Raw genomic sequence first — 19398 nt, forward strand, 5'->3', positions numbered from 1 at the left:
AATGTCACTTTCGGTTTCACGCTTTAACCGTAGCACAACGGGCGGATTATTTCTTTCTGGCGGCTTTTTCGGCCTGATAGCGATCGCGCAGGATTGTCGCCCGGCCCGGCTTGATCTCTTGACGCGCGCGCCCGAAAGCGACCGCATCAGCCGGGACATCCTCCGTCACCACGCTGCCGGAGGCAACCAGCGCGCCGTCGCCAACCGCAACAGGCGCAACGAGAGAGGAATTCGATCCGATGAAGGCGTTCGCGCCGATGCGGGTGACGTGTTTGTTGACGCCGTCATAGTTGCAGGTGATCGTGCCGGCCCCGATGTTGGTTTTCTCGCCGACGAAAGCATCGCCGATATAGGTCAGGTGGTTGACCTTGGCGCCGGCGCCGATCTCCGCCTTCTTCACCTCGCAGAAATTGCCGACTTTGGAATCGCGCCCAAGGTTGGCGCCGGGGCGCAGCCGTGCATAGGGACCGACCGTTGCGCCAGCGCTGACATGGGCGCCCTCGAGATGGGAAAAGGCGTGAATGACCGCACCGCTTTCGACGGTGACGCCGGGGCCGAAGACGACGTTCGGTTCGATCATCACATCCTGACCGATCTCAGTGTCGAAAGCGAGGAAGACGGTTTCCGGGGCGATCATGGAAACGCCGGAGAGCATCAATTCGTGGCGGCGACGCTTCTGCCAGGCCGCTTCGATCAGGGCCAGTTCCGCGCGATTGTTGCAGCCCATCAGTTCAGCCTCGGGCGCCTCAACGGCAATGGCCTTGCCCCCGCCGGCGCGAACGATCTCGACGATATCGGTGAGGTAGTATTCACCTTTGACGTTGGCATTGCCGATCTTGTCAAGCAGGTCCAACGCCTTCTCGCCATTGATCGCCATCAGCCCGCCGTTGCAATAGGTTATGCGCTTTTCCTCTTCGGACGCATCCTTCTGCTCGCGGATAGCCAGGAGCTCGCCGTTTTCGACGATCAACCTGCCATAGCCGGTCGGATCTGCCGTCCGGAAGCCGATGACGACGACATCATTACCCTCCGCCAGCGCCCTTCGGGCGGCCGTCAGCGGCCCGGCCGTGATCAGCGGCGTGTCGCCGAACACGACCAGTATGTCGTCATATCCCTTGGCGATCGCCTGCCTCGCTGCCAGAACCGCGTGCCCGGTTCCAAGTCGTTCGGTTTGCAGGAAGGCCGAAATATCGATGTCGGCGCGTTTCGCCGCCGAGGTCACGGGATCCGCGTCCCGCCCGACCACCAGCGCGACCGATGAAATGCCGGCATCGACGAGCGATTCGACCACATGCGCAATCATCGGCCGACCGGCGACCGGGTGCAGCACCTTGGACATGGAGGACTTCATCCGCGTGCTTTCGCCCGCTGCCAGAATTACCGCCAGGCATGTTCGTGTCATCGCAAATTCTCCCGCTTTCATGGCTTCCCGCGCTTCGCAGCCGGCACGATTCTGCCCGTTACATAGCAGGAAGATATTGCAAGGAACATAATTCGGGCCGCCAACGTCCTGTTAACCGGGATAAAACGCGATCATGTCATAAGCGGGAGATGATCGTGTTTGACAGCTCCAACAGCCGGGAATGATACGGACGATGCAAGCTCACACCGACGCAATGTCGTCCGGCAGACTACCGGGATTTGGCGCAATCATCGCCCGCAGGCCGCTGATCGTCCTGGCGCTGACCTTCGCCTGCTTGCCCCTGGCGCTGATCCGAACCCTGGTGATGCCGATCGGGCCCATGTACTGGGACCACTACATCTATCTCGACGCGGCAAACCGCATCTTCGACGGCCAGATCCCGTCCATCGATTTCTTTGCCCCGGTCGGCGGGCTCGGCTACTATCTCTTTGCCGGATGGCTCTACCTGTTTCCAAACGGACACGCGCTTCTCCTGTCCAGTTGGTCGATGATGACGGTGACCGTGCCGCTGATGGCTCTGGTTGTCTCAGACGTGCAGAAGCGATCGCCAGCCCTCGCCTATGCCCTGCTTCTCCCCTTCCTGTTCTTTTCGCTGCTGCCCTTCAACACCGGTGAATTCTATCCTTATCCCGGTTCGGAGGGCTTCGGGATCTATAACCGCCAGATTTGCCAACTGCTCTATGTCCTTGCGGCGGCTCTGGTCTTCGTGCGCGGATACGGAGCGCTGGCAGCGGCGACGGCGCTTGCGATGCTTGCCCTTCTCTTCACCAAGGTGACCGGCGTCGCCGCCGGCACTGTCCTTTGCCTGATGGCGTTTCTGGCCGGACGTTTGCCGTTGCGCGCAGCACTTGTGTCCGCAGCAGTATTTTTTTCAACGATCGGTCTACTCGAAGTCGCCACCGGTGCCGTTTCCGCTTATGCCGCGGACATCCTGTCTCTGATCCAGCTCAACGACGCCAGCCTGTTGCCACGCCTGCTGCAGGCTGCCTCACTCAATTTCGGGGTGATCCTCAGCTGCTTCATCCTCGCTTTCGTCCTGCTGTTCAATGAGTTTGCCACGTTCCTCGAGAAGATGCGGACTTTTGCCGCGAAGCCGGCGTTTGCCTCGCTCGGGGCTGTTGCAGACCAATCATTCTTCTGGCTGGCGAGTTTCGTCGTCGCGGGCCTTCTCTTCGAGAGCCAGAATACCGGCAGCCAGGCCTTCATTTTCCTCTGGCCGCTGCTGCTCGCCATTCTGCTGGAAAGCTACCGGCGCAAGGGGCCGTCAGTCGCATTTGCAGTGATCGCGATCGCCACGTTGGGCGCAGCGCTGCCGCCAGTGGTCACCGTTTGCCAAAAAGCGGCACGCGCCTGGATCGGCGCCGTCAACACCGCACCGGTCGAAAACAGCAACCTGAAAGGCATGGGCGCCGTCAGCGCTCGCGACATCCTCAACCAGCGGGCGCAACGCCTGCGGGCGAACTATGTCGACTATCGCTCAACCTACGAAGCCCTGGCATCGGCCAACGAACTGCCCTCATTCCTGCTCCACAGCGACCTGGATTTCCAGGTGCTCTGGCTGCAGGCGACGGATGGCGCGATCGCCGCGATCGGCGACTACGAGGCTGCCAACAAGGTCCGGTTCGAGACAATCATGACGATCGATTTCACCAATCCCTTCCCCTGGCTGATGGATCGCCACGCCCCGAAACACATCGCCATCGGCGCCGATCCGTACCGCGCCGTACCTACCCCTGATCAACGCGTCGGCGACGCCGTCGCCGCTGTCGATCTTGCCCTTTACCCGACCTGCCCGCCGACAGCGGCGCGTCTGAAGCTTTTGAAACTCTACGAGCCGGCTCTCGCCGCCGGTCACCGCCGCATCACCTTGACACCCTGTTTCGACGCCTTCGTGCGCAGCGGACTTGCCGCCGGACCTTGATCCTTATCGGGGCAACCGCAACCGGCTCTCGATCAGAAGCCCGCTCTCGTCGAGAATAGGATGGGCCACCGAAACGATATGCGCGTTGATACGCTTGAGATCGCGCAGGATGTCGAGATGCAGCGAACTCGTCTGCAGGCTATCGGCGCGGCCGTCGCGCAGACGCTCCAGATGCCGCTCCGACGAGCGCTTCTCCATGTGACGGACGTCGACTTTCACCTCCATGAGATGGCGGGCGAGATCGGCATCCCGTGTGACGAATATGGTCTGGGCAATCCGCAGATTGTCGATCGTCAGATTGAAGAGCGTCTTCAGTTCCTGGTAGCCCTCTTCCGAAAACTTCAGGCCGTTGTCGATCTTCTTCTTCACCTGCTCGACAAGGCTTTTCTCGATGATATCGCCAATATGCTCGAGGTTGATCGCATAGTCGATGATGACGATGGAACGCCGGCCGTGTTCGTCGTTCAAACCGCTACGCCCAAGGCGCGACAAATAGAGCTTGACCTCCTGCTGCAGCACATCGACCTGCTTCTCGAGCGCTGCGACGTCCCGGAGTTCCTGGAGATCATTGTGATGGAAGGCGTTCATCGACGCGATCAGCATCCTCTCTATCAAATCGCCGACGCGCAGCACCTCTCGGGTCGCCCCCGAGAGCGCGATAACAGGCGTCGTCAGCGCCCGATCATCGAGGTGGAGCGGTCCCGTCTGCGCCCTCGGCTCGTCCGGAATGAGCCGGAGCATGGCGCCGGACAGGAGCGCCGAAAACGGCCAAGCGGCAATGGCCAGCGCGATGTTGAACAACAGATGGATGTCGACCGGCAGTTTTGCCGGGGAAAGCGAGAGCGTCTGCAGGAACTCCGCGGCCGGCGCCGCAAGTGGCAAAGCTATCGCGCAACCGATTGCGCGAACGGTGAGATTGCCGGCCGTCACACGACGGGCCGAGGCCGAGGCTGACAGCGTGGCGATGAAGGGCGGGATTGCGCCGCCGAGATTTGCGCCAAGCACAAGCGCGATCGTCAGGCCCGAAGACAGAATGCCCGCGGCCGAGAGTGACAGGATGAGAACGACGACAGCCAGGCTCGATGAGGAAATGAAAGCCAGAGCCGCGGCAAAAAGCAGCGCGACCGGCCAGGCCGTGTCGAGCATGGTGAGGAAGGCGGCAAGTGCCGGCGATTGCCGCATCGGCTCCGTCGCCAGCCCGAGCAGGTGCAGCGACAACAGCATCAAGCCGATACCGACGAGCGCGGTTCCCGCACCCTGCTTGGCGCTCGACCGCCCTGCCCGGTAAAGCATCACACCGCCGAGAATGAGCAGCGGCGAAAGCCAGTCGACACCGGTCGCAACGATCCACGCCGTTACCGCGGTACCGACGTTTGCGCCGAGCAGCACGATCTGCGCCATCCGTGCGCGCACAAGCCCCTTTTCGACGAAGGAGGCAATCATCAGCGCCGTCGCGGTCGAACTCTGCAACGCGATCGTCGCGACGAACCCTGCCAGAAACGAACGCGCCTGTCCGCTTGTGCCCTGCGCTAGTCCCGTTCTGAGCCTGATCCCGAACGCGCGCGTGGCGCCTTCCTTGACCTGGGAAAGGCCGAAGAGCAGCAGCGCGACCGCTCCGAACAGGTTGATCATGACGATTGTCGATTCCATAAAGGCACTCCGGCTTTCCCGCCAAGGCTGCTCCACGACACGGCGAGTCGGCATACGCTTGTGGATCAACATTAGCAGTTTCAGACACACGATCACGCGTCCAATGGCGGATTGTGACAGAAATTTTTCAATTGCCGGCTAATAATTCCGACATCGAAAGGTCTCGTAACGGCGGGCGGTGAGAAGGCCGTGCGCCGGGCTGAAAGTGCTCGATGCACGGCCGCAAGAGCCGGCCACCGGCGCCGCACCATTTCGCGCCGACCAGAGCCCGGTTTTGCTGAATTTTTTTGCGTGTTTCGACCCTTCAATTCCGCACCGGATTGCTCTAAGGAACGAAGCCGGTAGCCGTCCGGCGGCCTGAATTGCGACGAGGTATGCAGTCCCATGCTTGAATTTCTCCGAAGAGCCGCCCAGACCTGGGTTGTCAAAGGCCTCTTGGCCCTTCTCGTTGTGTCGTTCGGTGTCTGGGGTGTATCCACGTCGCTCGTCTCGGGTTCTGCCGATGCGGTGGTGACGGTTGGCGACGTCAAGGTGTCTCCGAGCGATTTCCGCCTCGCCTATGAACGGCAGGTTGCCCAGCTTTCCCGGCAGTTCGGCACGCGCCTGACCCGCGAACAGGCCAGGGCATTCGGCGCCGAAGCGCAGGTCTATTCGCAGCTTGTCGCGGGTGCCACGCTCGACCAGCTTTCCAATGACCTGAACCTCGGCCTGTCCCAGGACCGGCTGGCAACATTGATCAGCGAAGACCCGGCCTTTCGCGGCGTCAACGGCCAGTTCGACCGCCTGACCTTCTCGAGCGTCCTGCGCAACGCCGGACTGCGCGAGAAGGACTATATCAACAATCGCAGCCAGGTTGCCGTGCGCTCGCAGATCGTCGAAGCGCTGTCCGACGGCTACATCCCCCCGAAGGTACTGGGCGACGCGCTGCGCCAGTACCGCAACGAGACGCGGACAATCGACTATCTGCTACTGTCGAATGCCAATATCGATCCGGTCAAGGCTCCCTCGGACGAGGTGTTGAAGCCCTGGTTTGAAAGTCACAAGGCAGACTATCGTGCGCCGGAATTCCGCAAGATCAGCTATGTGAAGCTGGAACCCTCCGACATCGCCGATCCCGCATCGGTGACCGAGGAAGAAATCCGCGCCGAATACGAAAAGCGCAAGGACAGGTTCCGTACACCGGAAACGCGCACCGTCGAACAGCTTGCCTTTCCCTCACGTGCGGAAGCTGACGCCGCGGCAGTCAAACTGTCCACAGGCACCAGTTACGACCAGTTGGTGACCGATGCCGGAAAAACCGCGAGCGACGTCCAGCTCGGCGATTTCACCCGCGACCGCATGCCCGACGCCAAGCTCGCCGATGCCGCCTTTGCGGTCAAGGCGGACGGCCAGACCACACCGGTCATAGATGGCGCCTTCGGCCCGGTCATCCTGCGCGTAACCAACATCAAACCGGAAGCCATTCGCAGTTTCGACGAAGTCAAGGAAGAGCTGCGCAAGGATTTGGCCCTGTCGAACGCCGCCGATGAGATCATGGGTATCCATGACAAGTTCGAGGACGCCCGCGTTTCCGGCGCGTCGATGCAGGAGGCGGCCAGCCAGACCAATCTCAAGCTCGTCGTCCTCAACGCCGTCGATGCGCGCGGCAATGATGCCGAAGGTGAGGCAATCGCCGGCATTCCTGAAGCAAAGACCCTGCTCAGCGAGGCTTTCAAGGCCGAGGTGGGAGCGGAAACCCTGCCGGTCAATCTCGGCCGCGATGGTTATGTCTGGTTCGACGTGGAAGCGATCACGCCCGCGCGCGACCAGACGCTCGACGAGGCCCGTGAAAAGGTCGTCGCCGACTGGACGGCGGAGCAGCAGCGCAACGCCCTTGCGGCCAAGGCAACCGAACTGAAGGGCCGGGTCGAAAAGGGCGAGACGCTGGCGGCGATTGCCGCCGAGCTCGGCATAGCCGTCGAAACGAAGTCGGGTCTGCGGCGGTCGAGCGAAGGCGCAGCCCTGAGCCCCGCAGCGGTCGCTGCCGCGTTCGGCGGACCAAACGGTCACGTTGCCAACGCGCCCGGCGTCGGTGGCGACGGTCAGATCCTGCTCAAGGTCACAGGAGTGGACGACAGCAATCCCGGCGATGCGCTCGACAATGATGCCCGCCAGATCGACGCCATCGCCCGGGCCAGTGGCGACGATATCCTCGATCAGATGGTCAGCGAGCTTCAGAAGGGTTACGGTGTGGCCATCAATCAGCAACTCGCAGACGTCGCCCTGTCGCAGTAGCGGTAAAGCAAAAGGAAAAACCTGCATGCCGGATTTGAAGCCCTTTGTCGCCAAGGCCGCAGCGGGAGAGGCGCTGAACCGCGAGGATGCTCGCGCCGCGTTCGAGATCATCATGTCGGGCGAAGCAACGCCGTCGCAGATCGGCGGCTTCCTGATGGCGCTGCGCGTGCGCGGCGAGACGGTGGACGAGATCGTCGGCGCCGTTGGCGCCATGCGGGCACGCATGCTGACCGTTGAAGCACCGGCAGACGCCATCGATATCGTTGGAACCGGCGGCGATGGTGCCGGGACCTACAATATCTCGACGCTGGCGGCCCTGATCGTTGCCGGTGCCGGTGTGCCGGTGGCCAAGCACGGCAACCGCGCTCTGAGCTCCAAGTCCGGCACGGCGGACGCGCTGTCCTGCCTCGGCGTCAAGCTCGATATCGCCCCCGAGGCTATTTCGCGCTGCATTTCGCAAGCCGGCCTCGGTTTCATGTTCGCCCAGCAGCATCATTCGGCCATGCGCCATGTCGGCCCGACGCGCGTCGAACTCGGCACGCGGACGATCTTCAATCTGCTTGGCCCCCTGTCGAATCCGGCTGGCGTCACGCGGCAGCTCGTTGGCGTGTTTTCGCCGCAGTGGCTTGTTCCGGTCGCGGAAGTGCTGCGCGATCTCGGTTCGACGAGCGTCTGGGTCGTGCATGGCGAAGGCCTGGACGAGATCACCACGACCGGCGTGACGCAGGTTGCGGCGCTCGAAAACGGCGCTATCCGCACGTTCGAATTGAGGCCCGGCGATTTCGGGCTTGAAACCGTTGTGCTTGCCGATCTCAAGGGCGGCGACGGAGCCCATAACGCCGAGGCGCTCAAGGGTGTGCTCGAGGGCGATGCAACGCCCTACCGTGATATCGCGCTTGCCAACGCCGCCGCCTCGCTGGTAATCGCCGGCCGCGCCGCTGACCTGCGCGAAGGCATGGTTCTCGCCCGTCATTCGCTGACAAGCGGCGCGGCGAAGGCAACGCTGGAACGGCTTATCCGCGTCTCGAACGCGGCGTAGGGAGAAATTCGATGGCCGACATTCTGCAGAAGATCGAGGTCTACAAGCGCGAGGAAATCGCCGCAGCCAAGGCCAAAGTCAGTCTGGCGGACTTGAAATCGATGGCCGCCGAGCAGGAAGCGCCGCGTGGGTTCTTCAAGGCTCTCGAAGCGAAGCGTGCCCAAGGCGGCTTCGGGCTCATCGCCGAGATCAAGAAGGCAAGCCCCTCCAAAGGTCTCATCCGCGCCGATTTCAACCCGCCGGCTCTTGCAAAGGCCTATGAAGCCGGGGGGGCTGCCTGCCTTTCGGTGCTCACCGACAGCCCAAGCTTCCAGGGCGCGCCCGAGTTCCTGACGGCGGCGCGAAACGCGTGTTCGCTGCCGGCGCTGCGCAAGGATTTCATGTTCGACACCTATCAGGTTCACGAAGCCCGCGCATGGGGTGCCGACTGCATCCTGCTGATCATGGCATCGCTCAACGACAACGATGCACAAAGGCTCGAGGACGAGGCGTTTTCGCTGGGCATGGACGCGCTTGTCGAGGTCCATGACAAGGAAGAACTCGAGCGCGCGCTAAAGCTTTCTTCGCCGCTCGTCGGCATCAACAATCGCAACCTGAAGACCTTCGAGGTCGATATCGCGCTCTCCGAGGCGTTGGCGCCACTGGTTCCCGCCGACCGGCTGCTGGTCGGCGAAAGCGGCATCTTCACGCATGAGGACTGCAAGCGCCTGGCAAAGAGCGGCATCTCGACCTTCCTCGTCGGCGAAAGCCTGATGCGCAAGGACGATGTCACCGCCGCGACGCGTGCCCTTCTCACCGGTACTGCCGACATTCTGGCCGCCGAGTGATGACCAAGCCCTCCCTCACCCATATCGGAGCCGGCGGCGAGGCCAATATGGTTGACGTCGGCGACAAGGAAGAAACCGTCCGCATTGCCGTTGCCGAGGGATACATCCGGATGCGGCCGGAAACGCTCGGCCTCATTCTCAAGGGTAATGCCAAGAAAGGCGATGTGATCGCCACCGCGCGTCTCGCCGGCATCATGGCAGCCAAGCAGACGGCCAATCTGATCCCGCTCTGTCATCCGCTGATGCTTTCAAAGATCTCCGTGGAGATTACTCCGGATGAGGCCCTGCCCGGCCTTCGGATCGAGACGATGGCCAAGCTGACGGGCCGCACCGGCGTCGAAATGGAGGCGCTGACAGCCGCAAGCGTTGCCTGCCTGACGATCTATGACATGGCCAAGGCGGCCGACCGGGAGATGGAGATCGGCGGCATCCGGCTTGCGCGGAAATCCGGCGGACGTTCGGGCGAGTATGTCCGCAAGGAGGACTGATGGCGTTGCTGCCTGTTTCGGAAGCGCTGGACAGGTTGCTCCGTGGAGCAGCGCCTGTACGGCGCAGTGAAATGATCGGGCTGCATGCCGCGGCGGGGCGCGTGCTGTCGGAGGACGTCGCAGCACGGCTCACACATCCCGCCTTCGACAACTCCGCCATGGATGGTTATGCCGGACGCCATGAGGACTTTGCCGTCGTCGGCGCAGAGCTGACGGTCATCGGCCGGTCGGCCGCAGGGCGCGCCTTTCCAGGCCATGTCGGCCCCGGCGAGGTCGTCCGTATCTTCACCGGCGCCCCGGTCCCTTCCGGCGCCGATACGGTGCTGATCCAGGAAGATGCGCAGATCATTGGCGACCAGCGCATCCGCACCAAGTTCGATCCAGGCAAGGGCCGGCATATCCGCCCGAAAGGACAGGATTTTTGCGCCGGCGACGTGGTGCTTCGCAAAGGCGATCTGCTGGATGCGGGGCGGCTGACGGTCGCCGCCGGCATGAACCATCCGGAACTTTCGGTCTTCACGCGTCCAAGAGTGGCGATCCTCGCGACCGGCGATGAACTCGTGCCTCCAGGAAGCCTTCCCGGACCGGATCAGATCATCGGCTCCAACACCTATGGCATTGCTGCGATCGCGCGCGACAACGGTGCCGAGGTCATCGATCTCGGAATCGTGCGCGACGACAAGGCGGCCATCGCGGCGGCAGTCGCCCAGGCATGCGCCGCCGGAGCCGACGTGCTGGTCACTTTGGGCGGCGCTTCGGTCGGAGATCACGATCTGGTCCAATCGACGCTTGTCGCAAGCGGCATGACGCTCGATTTCTGGCGGATCGCCATGCGCCCCGGCAAGCCGCTGATGGTCGGAACGCTCGACGGCATGACGGTGCTCGGCCTGCCGGGAAACCCCGTGTCGAGCCTCGTCTGCGCCCTGCTGTTCCTCGAGCCGCTGCTGTGCCATCTCGGCTCCCTGCCCGCGCGCGACCGTCGCGGCAAGGCAAAGACGGTGACGACGCTTCCCGCCAACGACAAGCGCCAGGACTATGTACGCGCGCGGCTGTCTCGCGACACCGATGGAACACTCAAGGCGGAGGCGTTTGCGCGCCAGGATTCCTCGATGATGCACGTCTTTGCCCAGTCCGATTGCCTGATCATCCGGGCGCCTTTTGCGCCGGAAGCGACAGCCGGCACCATCTGCGATATCATGATCCTGCGACACCCGGCTCGCTGACCGCTTTTCTTCCCGACTTTCCGCCCTTCCCGAACGCCCGCCTGCGCCTATCTACTCTCAGGTAAATGACGGTCGCGCAGGGAAGGAACCGCCGTGAGTCGCAATGCGCTCTACATGATCATCGGGGGGCTCGCCGTCCTCGTCGTGGTCCTCGGGATTTATGTTTATGACAAGGAAACCCAGCAATCAGGCATCGAATTGAAGATCGGCGAAGGTGGCGTTTCGATCCAGGAAAACTAAATAGTCGTCCAGCTTCCGTCATGAGATCGACACGTCAACGCTTTATTAACCAAGATAGTCGAATAATTCGTCCAGTTGATCTGACTACGGATGGACTAGCAGGTCATACGCCAAGGCGAATCGAGGAAAGGTCGGGTCTGTCCCGGCCTTTTTGCTTTTCAAGAAAACAGTTCCGCTTCAATGGGCAGCGCGCGAGACGAGGATCTTGTCGATGCGGCGGCCGTCCATATCGAGGACCTCGAAGCGGTAGCCGAAGGCCTCCGTCACATCGCCCTCTTCCGGGTTCTTGCGCAATTGCTGCACGAGGAAACCGGAGATCGTTTCATAATTTCCGTCCGAATCGATTTCATCGATGCCAATCGTCAGATGGATTTCGTCGATCGGCGTACGCCCGTCGACCAGGTAGGAGCCGTCCTCGCGAGGGCGAATCAGCGCGTGTTCGATGTCGTCGTAGTTGGACGGCAGCACCCCGACGATCGCCTCAAGAATATCGGCCGTGGTGATGATCCCTTCGATGCTGCCATATTCGTCGACGATCATGGCCATGTTGATATGCGACGACTTGAAGGCTTCGAGCGCCTTCAAGCAGGAGGCCGTTTCCGGCAAGGTGTGAATATCCTTGATGAAGTTGCGAAGATTGAAGCCCCTGCCCGGCGCGTTCAGCACTTCCTTGACGAGGACCGCGCCCAGCACTTCACCATTGGCGTCGATGACCGGATAGCGAGAATGCGAGGATTGCTCGATCTTGGCGCGGATCGTATCGAGACTATCGGTCACTTCGATGAAGCTCACTTCGGTGCGGTGCGTCATGATCGATTTGACGTTGCGGTCGCCGAGCCGAATGATCCGCCTCAGCATCTCGTGTTCCGACTTCTCGATTGCACCGCTTTCGACGCCCTCGGCCATGATCGCCTGGACTTCCTCTTCCGTCACATGGTCGCTGTCGCTCGATACGCCGAACATCCGCATGAAAAGCGCTGCCGACATTTCGAACAGGTAGACGATTGGGGCCGCGAGCCGAGAGAGCAGCAGCATCGGCGGCGCGACGAACATCGCCACGCCTTCCGAGTTCTTCAGGGCCAGCTGCTTCGGGATAAGCTCGCCGATCACCACCGACATATAGGTGATGAATGTCACGACAACCGCAACCGCGACCGGGCTGCCATAGGGGTTGATCCAACTGACGGCGTTGAGCCACGGCGCGATTTTTTCGGCGATGGTGGCACCACCGTAGGTACCTGCCAGCGTCCCGACCAGCGTGATGCCGACCTGGACGGTGGAGAGGAATTTGCCGGGGTCTTCGGCAAGTCGGAGAGCCAGTTCAGCGCGGCCGTTGCCCTGTTTTGCCATCTGCCGCAGCAGCGGCCGGCTTGCCGATACGATTGCCATTTCCGAAAGCGCAAAGAAAGCGTTGATCAATAAGAGCACGAAAATGACGATCAGTTCGAACATAACCCTCAGACACCATTGATGGAGATCTGCGCAACGGATACGCGGCGCACATGCTGTAGTCCTACCAAATAGGCGGAAGATGCCATTGCAGCAAGGCAGCAACGGCACAATTGACGCCAAAAGGCGCAAATCGTCGGAACGAACACGTCCGGGTTTTGCTGCCGAACGCTACATCCTATCGGCTGGCGGACTGCGTTTCACCATGGTCCCGCAGTGACTCGCGAATGCGGTCCCGGCCGACGCGGATGACATTCTCCATAGCCGCGCGTGCGCCGGCCTCGTCGCGCCGGCTGATCTGCTCGACGATGCGGATATGGGTACGCGCGACATCGTCGATGAGCTCGCGGTCAGAGGCAGGCGAGCTCAGCTTGAAGATGCCCACCAGCGCGGCCTCGATCAGGCTGCCGACGGTACGCATGAACGGGTTGCCGGAAGCCTCGAGTATAGCCAGATGTAAGCGCAGATCGGCCATGGCCAGCGTCTCGGCGGTGTGCTCGGGGTCACCCATGGCAACTGCCAGCCGCATCATGCCGCTGATTTGCGCTTCTGTGGCATTGACCGCGGCAAGACCTGCCGCATGCGGCTCGAAGGCCATCCGGATCTCGCTGAGGTGATAAAGAAATTCCTCATCGACCCCGCGGTGAAAATGCCAGGTCAGCACATCGCCATCGAACAGGTTCCACTGGTTCTTGGCGGTGACGCGTGTTCCGATGCGGGCGCGCGGCACGATCAGGCCCTTTGCCGCCAAGGTCTTCATTGCCTCGCGCAACACCGTGCGGGAAACCTTGAACCGCATGGCAAGCTCCGGGTCGCCGGGCAGGATGGAGCCAACCGGAAACTCTCCCGAGACAATGGCTTTGCCCAGTTCGTCCACCACCTGCGCGTGGCTTGTGCGCGTCTTGGTGCCGGTAATGACGGTTTCGAGCAGACCCTTGCGCAAGTAACTCCCTCCTCAGGAATACCTCTTGTTCTGGCGTGACAACAACAGGATCGCCTTTTGCATCAGTATAAATGCAAACAGCAAAGCACCGATCAGAATTTTCGTCCACCAACTCGATAGCGAGCCATCGAACGTGATGTAGGTCTGGATCAGTCCCTGGATCAAAACGCCGACGAGTGTTCCTCCAACAAAGCCGGCGCCCCCTGTCAGAAGCGTTCCCCCGATTACCACCGCGGCAATCGCATCCAGCTCGACCCCTACCGTGGCGAGCGAATAACCTGCTGATGTGTATAGGGAATAAACGATTCCCGAAAGCCCGGCGAGAAAGCCCGAGAGCCCATAGATCAGAATCGTCGTCCGCCCTACCGGAACGCCCATCAAAGCCGAGGTCTGTGCACCGCCGCCAAGCGCGTAGACGTTGGTGCCGAAGCGTGTGCGCTGCGCAAGCAGGATGCCGAGGGCGAAGACCAGAACCATCAGTCCGCCGATCAGGGTGATCCGGCCGCCGCCCGGCAGTTTGTAGTAGAAGCCCTTCATCGCGGCGTAGAACGGATGCTTGATCGGAATCGAATCGATCGACAGCACGAAGGCCATGCCGCGCGCCAGGAACATGCCGGCGAGCGTGACGATGAAGGCCGGCATTTCCAGATAGTGGATGATCGCGCCCATGATGGCACCGAACAGCGTGGTGATCACCAGAACCAGGGCGAACGCCGCGAGCGGGTGTATGCTCGTGCTTTCCAGCATGACCGCAAGGAAGATGCCTGTGAAGGCAATCACCGAGCCGATCGACAGGTCGATGCCGCCGGACAGAATGACGAAGGTCATGCCGACGGCAGCGATACCGAGGAAGGCGTTGTCGGTCAGCAGATTGCCAACCACGCGTGTCGACAGGATGTTCGGATACTGCGCCGCGCAAACCGCATAGGAAACGATGAAGATGACGATGGTCGCAATCAGCGGAAGGTATTTCTGGTTCATCGGACGGATTTTCGGCTGAGGAAGGTCACGCCGGCCTGCACACGCGGCGACTGGATGACGAGGATGATGACGATGATGGCGGCCTTGATGATCAGGTTGAACTCCGGCGGAAAGCCTGAGAGCAGGATGCCGGTATTCACCGCCTGGATGATCATCGCGCCTGCCAGCGAGGCGATGATGCTGAACCGGCCGCCGAGCAGTGATGTGCCCCCGACGACGACCGCGAGGATGGCGTCGAGTTCCAGCCAAAGCCCCGCATTGTTGGCATCCGCGCCCTTGATATCGGCAGTGACGATCAGCCCGGCAATCGCCGCACAGAGACCCGAAAGCATATAGGCCGCCATCAGCAGAAGCGGTGTCTGGATGCCCGAGAGCGTACTGGCGCGGCGGTTGATGCCAACGGCTTCGATCAGCATCCCGAGCGCCGTGCGCCGGACCAGCAGCGTGACCGCAATGCCGAATACCAGCCATATGACGACGGGCATCGGCAGGCCTGCGAAAGCGCCGCTGCCGATGAAGATGAGGCCCGGGTCGTTGAAGGTGAGGATCGCCCCCTCGGTCACCAGCTGGGCGATGCCGCGTCCGGCGACCATCAGCACGAGCGTGGCGATGATCGGCTGGATGTTGAGAACCGAGACGAGAAAGCCGTTCCAGACGCCGCAGACAAGGCCCGTGCCGATGGCGAGCAACAAGGTGACTGTCAGCGGATCGCCCCGTACGCTGGAGGCGGCGGCCACGGCGCCGCAGATCGCCATGACGGCACCGACGGACAGGTCGATCCCTTTGGTGGCGATGACGACGGTCATGCCGACTGCCAGAAGAGCGACGGGAGCGCCGCGGTTGAGAATGTCGATAACGCTGCCGTAGAGCCGGCCGTTCTGGATTTCCAAGGCGAAGAAACCGGGAAAAACCAGCCAGATCAGCAAAAGGATGATTGTCAGCGCGACAAGCTGGGGAAGCAATCGGTGGCCGAAGCGGAGTGCACTTTCAATCATGGATGTTCTCCCGCGCCGGGCGCGGCGGCGATGGCATTGACGATATGTTCCGTGGTGATCTCGCTGCCGGTCAGTTCCGCCACATGCGCACGGTCCCTGAGGACGAGGACCCGCGAACTATAGGCCACGAGCTCCTCGAGCTCGGACGAAATGACGATCAGCGACATGCCTTGTGCACACAGCTCGCGGATCAGCCGAATGATCTCCGCATGGGCGCCGACATCGATGCCGCGCGTCGGTTCGTCGAGAATGAGAAACTCCGGATTCGTCGCCAGCCAGCGCGCCAGGATGGCCTTCTGCTGATTGCCGCCGGACAGAAGTCTGATCGGCTTCTCGCGGTCGCTGGTGCGGATGTCGAGCGCTTTGATGTAGCGGTCCGCCAGGGCGTTCTGTTCCGCCGCAGACAGGGGACGCGCCCAGCCGCGGCGCGCCTGCAGGGCAAGCGCGATGTTTTCGCGCACCGACAATTCGCCGATGATCCCGTCGACCTTGCGGTCCTCGGGGCAGAAGCCGAACCGCGCGGCGATCGCGGCCCGCGGCGATGACAGGTTGGCGGGCTTGCCACCGATTTCGGCGGTGCCGCTGTCGGCCTTGTGGACACCGAACAATAGTTCCGCCGTTTCGGTGCGCCCCGAGCCCAACAGGCCGGCGATACCGACGACCTCGCCCTTGCGTACGTCAAGATCGAAAGGCTTGATCGTGCCGGCCTTGCCATAGTTGGAAAAACGAAACTGAACCGGTCCGCTGGATGATTCGGCTTCCGCCACGGCCTTCTCGGCGGATTGAAGCTCGTGGCCGAGCATCATGGTCACGAGCTCGCGCCGCGGTAACGATGCGGTCTCTCGTGTGCCGACCAGCTGGCCGTTGCGCAACACGGTGATTCGGTCAGTGAGGTCATAGACCTGCTCGAGGAAATGGGTGATGAAGACGATCCCCAGTCCCCGCGCCCTGAGGTCGCGGACGATGCGAAACAGCATCTCCACTTCCTGCGCATCGAGGCTGGCGGTCGGCTCGTCGAGGATCAGCACCTTGCCGGAAAGGTCGACGGCCCTGGCGATCGCCACGACCTGCTGGATCGCCACCGAAAAGCTGCCGAGCGCCGCGGAAACGTTGATATTGATGCCGTACTGCGCCAGAAGCGCGTTGGCACGCTTCTTCATCTCGCCAGTCTGGACAAGACCGAAGCGGCGCGGCTGACGACCGAGAAAGAGATTTTCGGCGACGCTCAGATTCCCGAGCAGATTGACTTCCTGGTAGACGGTACCGATCCCCAGCTTCTGGGCATCAAGGGTATCGTGCGGATCGATCTCTGTACCGTCGAGCGTCAGCGTCCCGGCATCGCGGCGGTAGGCGCCGGTCATGCATTTGATCAGTGTGGATTTGCCTGCCCCGTTCTCACCGAGAAGGGCATGGACTTCACCGCGACGGAGCGAGAAATTGACTTTGTCGAGCGCGACCGCGCCCGGAAAGGTTTTCACGATCCCGACGGCCGTCAGAATGTCGTTGGTATTGTTGAGCATGAAAACCAGCGTCCCAGGAAAACGTAGGTCACCCGTAAAGTACGGGCTGCCGCAGGCAATGGCATCGGCAGTGGACATCCGAAGCCTGTCGGACTGGCGGCAAGCCAGCAGCCTTGAGGCGATCATGCCGGCATCGCTTTGCGGCTGGCGCTTCCTGCCCGCAGGCGGGAAGCGTCAGCGTCCAGCAATGCCGGCAGCCAATCAGTAGCCGAGGCCCTTCTTTTCCTCGTAGACCTTTTGCGGATCGTCGGCCTGGGTATAGAGCTTCGATTCCGTCTGGATCCACTTGGCTGGCTTCGTGCCGTCCTTCAGAAAGGCTTCGAGTGCGTCGAGCGCCGGGCCTGCCATGTTCGGCGTCAGTTCGACGGTCGCATTTGCCTCACCGGCCGCCATCGCCTGGAAGATATCCGGAACAGCGTCGATCGATACGACGAGGATGTCCTTGCCCGGCTTCAGGCCGGCTTCCTTGATCGCCTGGATCGCGCCGACGGCCATGTCGTCGTTATGGGCGTAAAGCGCGCAGATGTTCTTGCCGCCGTCTTCCGCCTTCAGGAAGCTTTCCATGACTTCCTTGCCCTTGGTACGGGTAAAGTCACCGGTCTGGCTGCGGATGATCTTCAGGTTGTCGTGGCCCTTCAGCGCTTCCTCGAAACCCCTCTTGCGGTCGATTGCCGGGGATGAACCGGTAGTGCCCTGAAGCTCGACGACATTGCATGGCTTGCCAGCGGTGGTGTCGACCAGCCATTTGCCGGCAACATTGCCTTCATGAACGAGGTCGGAGGTCACTGCGGTCAGGTAGAGATCGTCCTTCGAATCGACTGTACGGTCGAGCAGGATAACCGGGATTTCGGCATCTTTGGCTTCCGTCAGCACTTCATCCCAGCCGGTTGCCACAACCGGGGCGATCAGGATGGCATCCACGCCTTGGGCGATGAAGGAGCGCAGTGCCTTGATCTGGTTTTCCTGCTTCTGCTGCGCGTCGGCGAATTTCAGGTCGATGCCGCGCTTTTCCGCCTGCTGCTTGGTCAGCGTGGTTTCGGCGGCACGCCAGCCGGATTCGGACCCGATCTGCGAAAAACCGATCGTCAGATCGGCTGCGGAAGCCGAACCGAACATGCAGGCCGCCAGAATCGTCGCACAGCTAAGGGCATTCTTGAATTTCATGATTTCCTCCCAAAGAAAGCTGCTCCTCAGCAGCGAGGATAAAAAATCATACTATATGATTTATGTAAACAGGGTTTGGCGCCGTTTTTGCAATTTTTCCAAAGCCGGAATCGAAAGAGGGCGGCCTTGCGGCCACCCTCCCTGATTGCACACAAAATGATGCCGGATTTATTGCGGCAGCTTGTCGTCGACGCCCTCGACGTAGAAGTTCATGCCGAGCAGCGTGCCGTCATCAGCCGTCTCGCCCGCCTTCAGCCATTCGGAACCGTCCTGCTTCTTCAGCGGGCCGGTGAAGGGCTTCAACTCGCCAGAGCGGATCTTGGCTTCCGTTGCCTCGGCCAGCGCCTTCACGTCGTCCGGCATGTTGGTGTAGGGCGCCATCGTCAGGATGCCGTCCTTCAGGCCGTCCCAGCTCGACGTGGATTCCCACTTGCCGTCGATGAATGCCTGCGTGCGCTTGATGTAATAGGCGCCCCAGGTATCGACGATTGCCGTCAGCTGCGTCTTCGGACCTGCCTTGACCATGTCGGAGGCCTGGCCGAAGGCCTTGATGCCGCGCTCGGCAGCAACCTGCATCGGCGCCGTGGTGTCGGTATGCTGCGTCAGCACGTCGACGCCCTGGTCGATCAGCGCCTTGGCGGCGTCGGCCTCCTTGCCGGGGTCGAACCAGGTATTTGCCCAGACGACCTTGATCTTGAAGTCGGGGTTGATGGTGCGAGCGCCGATGACGAAGGAATTGATGCCCATCACCACTTCCGGAATGGGGAAGGACGCGATGTAGCCGGCGACACCCTTCTGCGAGATCTTGGCCGCGATCTGGCCCTGGATGTAGCGGCCCTCATAGAAGCGGCTGTTGTAGGTCGCAAGGTTGGGAGCCGTCTTGTAGCCGGTCGCATGCTCGAACTTCACGTCCGGGAACTTCGCGGCAATCTTGACGGTCGCATCCATGAAGCCGAAGGACGTTGTGAAGATCAGGCCGCAGCCGGAACGGGCCAGGCGCTCGATGGCGCGTTCGGCGTCCGGGCCTTCCGGAACGTTTTCGAGGAACTGCGTCTCGACCTTGTCACCAAGCGCCTTTTCGAGTTCCTGACGGCCGAGGTCGTGGGCCTGCGTCCAACCGCCATCGGTCTTGGAACCGACATAGACGAAGCAGACCTTTGCCTTGTCGGCGGCGCTGGCCGCGGCGGAGAAGCCGATAACGGCTGCCGTGGTTGCGAGTGCAAAGAGGATTTTTTTCATTGTGACCCCTGTAGGTTTTAGA

16 protein-coding genes are annotated in these 19398 nt (G+C 61.6%); 7 read left to right on the forward strand and 9 right to left on the reverse strand.

The annotated features are described in order from the left end of the window. Positions 1-46: 46 nt before the first annotated feature. Positions 47-1402 (reverse strand): bifunctional UDP-N-acetylglucosamine diphosphorylase/glucosamine-1-phosphate N-acetyltransferase GlmU, encoded by a 1356-nt coding sequence (gene glmU / locus JNB71_RS01540; protein WP_220370083.1) that lies wholly within the window; start codon positions 1400-1402, stop codon positions 47-49. 193 nt (positions 1403-1595) lie between these two features. Here glmU and JNB71_RS01545 point away from each other — a divergent pair, with 193 nt between their 5' ends. Continuing rightward, positions 1596-3344 carry a hypothetical protein gene (locus JNB71_RS01545; protein ID WP_220370084.1) on the forward strand — a complete coding sequence of 583 codons (1749 nt, stop codon included), beginning with the start codon at positions 1596-1598 and terminating at the stop codon, positions 3342-3344. 3 nt (positions 3345-3347) lie between these two features. Here the strand turns inward: JNB71_RS01545 and JNB71_RS01550 are convergent, their stop codons facing one another. Beyond that, positions 3348-4994 (reverse strand): Na/Pi cotransporter family protein, encoded by a 1647-nt coding sequence (locus tag JNB71_RS01550; RefSeq protein WP_220370085.1) that lies wholly within the window; start codon positions 4992-4994, stop codon positions 3348-3350. A gap of 384 nt (positions 4995-5378) precedes the next feature. On the opposite strand from JNB71_RS01550, the gene JNB71_RS01555 reads away from it, so the two are divergent. The 6 genes from JNB71_RS01555 to JNB71_RS01580 all read left to right on the forward strand — a co-directional run bounded on the left by JNB71_RS01555 (position 5379) and on the right by JNB71_RS01580 (position 11085). Beyond that, the gene (locus JNB71_RS01555; protein ID WP_220370086.1) at positions 5379-7268 is read left to right on the forward strand and encodes a peptidylprolyl isomerase; all 1890 of its coding nucleotides are present in this window, start codon (positions 5379-5381) and stop codon (positions 7266-7268) included. Positions 7269-7293: 25 nt separating this feature from the next. After that, complete coding sequence (gene trpD / locus JNB71_RS01560; protein ID WP_220370087.1) at positions 7294-8307, forward strand: anthranilate phosphoribosyltransferase; 1014 nt, start codon at positions 7294-7296, stop codon at positions 8305-8307. An 11-nt stretch (positions 8308-8318) separates the two neighbouring features. Continuing rightward, positions 8319-9134 (forward strand): indole-3-glycerol phosphate synthase TrpC, encoded by an 816-nt coding sequence (gene trpC, locus JNB71_RS01565; RefSeq protein WP_220370088.1) that lies wholly within the window; start codon positions 8319-8321, stop codon positions 9132-9134. Then, on the forward strand, positions 9134-9622 hold the full coding sequence (gene moaC / locus JNB71_RS01570; RefSeq protein ID WP_220370089.1) for a cyclic pyranopterin monophosphate synthase MoaC: 489 nt from the start codon (positions 9134-9136) through the stop codon (positions 9620-9622). The genes trpC and moaC overlap by 1 nt, the downstream gene beginning before the upstream one ends. Further along, on the forward strand, positions 9622-10845 hold the full coding sequence (locus tag JNB71_RS01575; RefSeq protein ID WP_220370090.1) for a molybdopterin molybdotransferase MoeA: 1224 nt from the start codon (positions 9622-9624) through the stop codon (positions 10843-10845). Before moaC ends, JNB71_RS01575 begins: the two co-directional genes overlap by 1 nt. A 93-nt stretch (positions 10846-10938) precedes the next feature. Continuing rightward, complete coding sequence (locus JNB71_RS01580) at positions 10939-11085, forward strand: hypothetical protein (protein ID WP_220370091.1); 147 nt, start codon at positions 10939-10941, stop codon at positions 11083-11085. Between the two features lie 177 nt (positions 11086-11262). Here JNB71_RS01580 and JNB71_RS01585 read toward each other — a convergent pair whose 3' ends face one another. The 7 genes from JNB71_RS01585 to JNB71_RS01615 form a co-directional block, all read right to left on the reverse strand. Further along, on the reverse strand, positions 11263-12537 hold the full coding sequence (locus JNB71_RS01585) for a hemolysin family protein (protein ID WP_220370092.1): 1275 nt from the start codon (positions 12535-12537) through the stop codon (positions 11263-11265). 175 nt (positions 12538-12712) lie between these two features. Further along, complete coding sequence (locus JNB71_RS01590; protein WP_220370093.1) at positions 12713-13477, reverse strand: FadR/GntR family transcriptional regulator; 765 nt, start codon at positions 13475-13477, stop codon at positions 12713-12715. A gap of 12 nt (positions 13478-13489) precedes the next feature. Further along, positions 13490-14458 carry a galactofuranose ABC transporter, permease protein YjfF gene (gene yjfF / locus JNB71_RS01595; RefSeq protein WP_220370094.1) on the reverse strand — a complete coding sequence of 323 codons (969 nt, stop codon included), beginning with the start codon at positions 14456-14458 and terminating at the stop codon, positions 13490-13492. Continuing rightward, positions 14455-15453: an ABC transporter permease gene (locus tag JNB71_RS01600; RefSeq protein WP_220370095.1), complete on the reverse strand. Its 999-nt coding sequence runs from the start codon at positions 15451-15453 to the stop codon at positions 14455-14457. Before JNB71_RS01600 ends, yjfF begins: the two co-directional genes overlap by 4 nt. Then, positions 15450-16973 carry a galactofuranose ABC transporter, ATP-binding protein YtfR gene (gene ytfR / locus JNB71_RS01605; protein WP_220370096.1) on the reverse strand — a complete coding sequence of 508 codons (1524 nt, stop codon included), beginning with the start codon at positions 16971-16973 and terminating at the stop codon, positions 15450-15452. The genes JNB71_RS01600 and ytfR overlap by 4 nt, the downstream gene beginning before the upstream one ends. Positions 16974-17174: 201 nt before the next feature. Further along, positions 17175-18137, reverse strand: a complete 963-nt coding sequence (gene ytfQ, locus JNB71_RS01610) for a galactofuranose ABC transporter, galactofuranose-binding protein YtfQ (protein ID WP_220370097.1) — start codon at positions 18135-18137, stop codon at positions 17175-17177. A gap of 168 nt (positions 18138-18305) precedes the next feature. Then, complete coding sequence (locus JNB71_RS01615) at positions 18306-19376, reverse strand: BMP family ABC transporter substrate-binding protein (RefSeq protein WP_220370098.1); 1071 nt, start codon at positions 19374-19376, stop codon at positions 18306-18308. Between the last annotated feature and the right edge of the window lie 22 nt (positions 19377-19398).

The organism is Rhizobium herbae (assembly GCF_019511375.1).
Classification (GTDB): Bacteria; Pseudomonadota; Alphaproteobacteria; order Rhizobiales; family Rhizobiaceae; genus Pararhizobium; species Pararhizobium herbae_A.